Origin of the sequence: uncultured Methanobrevibacter sp., from assembly GCF_937906425.1 — an archaeon.
Classification (GTDB): domain Archaea; phylum Methanobacteriota; class Methanobacteria; order Methanobacteriales; family Methanobacteriaceae; genus Methanobrevibacter.
On the sequence record NZ_CALCYR010000300.1, the window covers coordinates 1 to 5,181 of the forward strand.

General features: G+C 27.9%; 3 protein-coding genes. All 3 read right to left on the reverse strand.

What is annotated here, in order from left to right:
* Positions 1–126: 126 nt before the first annotated feature.
* Complete coding sequence (locus Q0138_RS08720) at positions 127–1,209, reverse strand: ribonuclease H-like domain-containing protein (protein WP_297983519.1); 1,083 nt, start codon at positions 1,207–1,209, stop codon at positions 127–129.
* Between the two features lie 281 nt (positions 1,210–1,490).
* Entirely contained in the window at positions 1,491–1,799 is a 309-nt protein-coding gene (locus Q0138_RS08725) for a hypothetical protein (RefSeq protein ID WP_297983522.1), read from the reverse strand.
* A gap of 196 nt (positions 1,800–1,995) precedes the next feature.
* On the reverse strand, positions 1,996–4,764 hold the full coding sequence (locus Q0138_RS08730; protein WP_297983526.1) for a DEAD/DEAH box helicase: 2,769 nt from the start codon (positions 4,762–4,764) through the stop codon (positions 1,996–1,998).
* Between the last annotated feature and the right edge of the window lie 417 nt (positions 4,765–5,181).

The window sequence follows — 5,181 nt, forward strand, 5'->3', positions numbered from 1 at the left end:
ATTAATTTTTAATTATTTTTTAAGGCTTTTTTTAATTTTTTTAATAGTTTTTAATTTAATTAATTTTTTAATTTTATTAAAATCAATTTCTGATTAATTTATTGCCTATCTTTAAAAATCAATGATTCATTTGAAGGATTCTTCGTAAATCTTCATTAAAAAGCTTGCAAGAGATACAATATCCATTCTATTATGTTCAACTATAGGAATTAAAGGTCCAATATTTCCCTCTTCAAGATAAGTTTCATAATATTCAGGTATATATGCTCCCGGAACATCATCCTCCCTTTTAATATTAAAAAGATGCTCTTCAATTGTTGTTAATTTACAATCGGGAAGTGTTTCCTTCCATAAGTTACGTGCCGGATAAATTAAATCATAATGAATCTGGTCTAGATAATAGTCCATTCTAAAGTAATTAGCCCTATTTTTTATGTAAGGAATGTCAAAACTAGACCCATTATATGTAACGTGTACGCTTGAATTGTCTAAATGGGACAGATAGGCTTCTATAAGAGCAGGTTCTTCAGATAAATCCCTTAATAAATATTGGTTTGTTTCTATGTATTTTCCCTTTATCTCTGCAATTCCAATAAGGATTATTGGCATATTGGAAAGTCCCATTGTTTCAATATCCATAAATTTTAAGTTATATGGGTCAAGAGAGCTTAATGCTCTAATGGGATAATTTTTACTTTTAGGATTATCATTATTGGAAGTTGAATAAGAGTTTTGACTTATCTCCTTAAAAAATTCATATTCCTTTACAAAACAGTCTTTTTCTATTTTTTCAATTGCAGTTTCCGCCTTTTTGGAATATTTTTCATGGTTTAAAAGATCATAAAGATTTTCATATCCCTTTTCCTTAAGTTTTATTTCATTCACACTGCCAATTCCAGGAATAATTTTCAGATTTTCAATTAATTCCTTTTTAATCTCATCCCTTTTATTTTTAATAGAAAAATCGATTTTTTCCTTATGAAATATTCTTAAGGTTTCCCCATAGATGTTTTCCACTACTTCGCTTCCTTCAATGTCCATTAAATCCCAATCATTGTATTTGTTCATTAATCCCTCTTTTAATTTTATAAAATAAGTTGGAGAGCTTTTTATAGCTTTTTCCAAAGTTTCCTTTGATGGATTTGCTGAACTTAATGACTGGGATAAAATCCTTTCCAGATACTTTTCATGTTCACTTCGTCTAGACATACTAATCGTGGTGAGTATTTTTTGAAAATAATGCAAATATTTAAATTTAAAATATTTTAAACAAATTAAAAAAATTTTAATATATTTTAAAATTATTAAAATTATTAAAATTATTAAAATTAATTAAAAATTATTTAAATTTATTATAAATTATTATAAATTATTAAAAATTATTATAAGTTATTTTAATTTAATATAAAGTACTAAAAATTATTTAAATTTGTTAAAAAAATATTAAAATGAGTTAAATAAGATAAAATAATAAAAAAATAAGTAATTGATTATTCATTTAAATAATCAATATGGAAAGTTATATAAGTGTAAGGAGCTTCACAGCAAGGTACAACGTCTCTTAAACTTAAACTTACATTACCGAATTTACTCAAATAATCTTCAATTTCTCTTTTAACAGTCTTTACTTTGGAAGGATCATGAATTCTAACATTTCCTAAAAAGCTAGTTCCCTTTGAAGTGTTCATGACTGAAATCCCATCCATTCTATAAGGCAATCCATATTTTTCCAAAATCCCATTAATGTCCTCATTAACTGTTTCTTGCAATTGTTTTTTATTTTCAGAATTTAATTCCATATTTTCACCTTATTTAGATGATTAATAATATATTTCATTCAAATCTATTTAAATTTTTATTTTCTTACACATTATCAGATGAATAATTTAATATTTTCTTTTATTTGATCAGATTAATATTTTAATATTTTCTTATAGTTTGTTTGATTAATATTTTAATATTTTCTTTTAGTTTATCAGATTAATAATTAATGATTTAGGCCTTAAGTTCAAAATAAAATTCATTTGCCAATTCATGTCCAGGTTCAATTGAAATTGCCTTTTTAACAAAAGAAATAGCTCCATGACTATCTCCCTGTATATGAAGTATTCTTCCAATATAATAATAAACGTCTGCATTCTGATTGTCATATTTGATGATAATGTTTGTTAAAATCTCTTTTGCAATTGAATAATTTTCCTTTTCAAATTCAACTAAAGCCTCATTGAAATCTTCACTAAATGCATCTATCTTTTCTTCATTTTCTTTTAATTCTCTGTTAAGGGCATTTTCCTCATTTTCTATAAATTCTCCCTCAATGATTTTTTCTTTATTTTCAGAATTAAGCATTACATAGCCGTCATTTTCACCATTAACTATTTTAAAATCCTCATTTTCCTTTTTAACAATGTCCTGTTCCAATCTCTCCAATTCTTCAGGGGAAAGTTTATTCATCTCATCCCAGATATAATCCAAAATGTATTCGGTTGCCTTCTTATGCAAAGGCTTATTATCATTGCCGCATTTTGGAGAATAGATACAAGAAGGACATCCATTTTTACATTCACATGTTTTTAGCAGGTTTCTGGTGGATTCAGTTAATTCCTTAAAGACTTCCATTGCCTTTTCACAGATTCCGATTCCCCCTTCGTAAGCGTCATAAATGAAAATGCTTGCTTCCTGTGTGTCTTCGTGATAATTGGTTGAGAGTCCTCCAATATCAAATCTGTCACACATTACATGAAGTGGGAATAATCCAATCAATGCATGTTCTGTTCCGTGCAATCCTCCTGCAAATACCTTATCATCATCCTCATATTCTTCCTCAAGCTTTTCTCTGACACTATCCGGTATTGTAAACCAAATTCCCTTTGTTTTGAATTTCAATGGAGGCAAGTCAATAAGATATTCCCCAACTCTTTTGGAAAATTCCATAAGTCTGTACTTATAGTAATCCTCCTCTACCTCAAGTTCACCAAAGTGGACTGTAAATGCTCCGATTTTATATTTTTTAATTTTTCTAATGATTTTTGTATTTGTTCTCTTTAATGCAACTGTATGTGAATGAACATCCCTTTTTGTTACATTGATGAATTTTGTTTTTAAATCAACCTTATTTACAATATATGTTTGGCCCTTATTGATTAGAATGGCTCCCTCGTGAGCTTCCCTATACATATTGGCCTTTTCCATATGTTCAATAATGTTTTTTCCATTCATGACTGTAAATATTTCATTTGAAATCTGGTCAAGTGAGAATCTGAATGAAGGGCTGTCATCATATGGGTAAATATAGATTCCATTTCCTGTCTTTTTCAAATCCCTGTTTCTAATGATTTGCTCAAGGAATTCCTCATCAACATTAAAGTCTTTTTCAATCTCATCCATTGTCAATGCCAATTCATTTGCCGCACATATGATGTGATTTTTTAATAGCTTTTCATTATTCAAGTCAATAACAACATTTTCATGAGGCTTGTCAAAGAAAAATTCGGGATTTTTCATATAATACTGATCCAGCTGATTTTCAAATGCAACAAGAATGACAAGGGATTTCTGTTTGGATCTTCCACTTCTTCCACCCTGTTGCCATGTTGAAATCATGGAGCCAGGGAATCCTGAAATGATTACAGCATCCAAACTTCCAATATTTATTCCCAATTCCAATGCATTGGTACTGGTTACTCCTAAATATTCTCTTGATTTTAAACCATCCTCAATTTCCCTTCTGTCCTCTGCCAAATAACCTGCCCTATAAGCAGCAATCTTGTTTACATCCCTTTTTCTAATTGAACTGATGTCATTTTTAGTCCATAATGCAATAAGTTCTGCAATCTTTCTTGAGGATGTAAAGCATAATGTTTGAATATTCTTTAATATGAGATAAAGGAAGATTCTTTCTGTTTCCTGGTGAACAGAACCGGTATAATCATCATCAAACTCTGATTTTGACTTTTTTGAAGGTAACTTGTAGGGATTGTATAGAATAAAGTCCTTTTCTCCACTTGGAGAGGTGTCATTGTCGATTAATTCAAATTCCTCACCAGTCAGTTTCTCTGCAAGTTCAAGTGGATTTGCAAGGGTTGCTGATGATAGGATGAATTTAGGTTCTGATCCGTAGAATTTTGCAATTCTTTTAAGTCTTCTAATTAAAAATGCTACATTTGATCCGAAAATTCCCTTATAATAATGTGCCTCATCAATGATAATGTATTTTAGATTTGAATAGAATCTTTTCCATTGATGATGCCAAGCTAAAATGTGATGAATCTGATAGGGGTTAGTAAGTATGATTCTTGATTCTTGACGGATATTGTAACGTTTTGATTTAGGTGTATCTCCGTCATAAGGGTTTGGTTTGATATCCAAGTCCAATTCCTTTTCATATTTTCTTAAAACCTTTAGTTGATCGTAGGATAATGCCTTAGCAGGATAAATGTATAATGCACATGCATCATTATCATTAATCAGCTCTTCAAGAACAGGTAAATTAAAGGCCAATGTCTTTCCGCTTGCTGTAGGTGTTGTAATGATGATGTTCTTGTTTTCACGAGTTTTTTCAATGGCCAATGCCTGATGTTCGTATAATTTAATCTCATTTATTTCCAAATAGTCTAAAATCTTGTCGTTTAGTTTTTCTACTTTTTTAAAACTAGCTTCCTTGGGTGGGATGGTCTCAACATGCTCAATTTTCTTTTTAAAACGAATATCGTTTTTAAACTTATCAATATTCTTTATATTTTCATCATGAGCTACATCAGACATAGTATCAACTAAAGTTATATTTGGATTTAAATTGGTTCTTATTTTAAATTTTAAAATTTATATGATTAAATTAAAATTATTTATTTTAAAATAATTTACAACAATTATATATTTGCTTATTTTTAATAATAAAGATTATCATTTTACTATTTATTTTTTAAGTAAAAATTATAATTTTAAATAAAAAAATAAAATATATTACTTTTCAAATGCTCTCTTATGTAAAATATATTTATTATAAAAAACTAAGATTAATTATAAAGGAAAAAAATTTTCATTCAGTTAATTTTAGGAATTATTTTGATTAAATAATCTTATTTTAATCAATAATTTTGAAAAGATACTATAAAAATTATAAAAAAATTACTGAAATTTATACAATTTATTAAAAAAATATTGTTTTATATTTAAATTTTT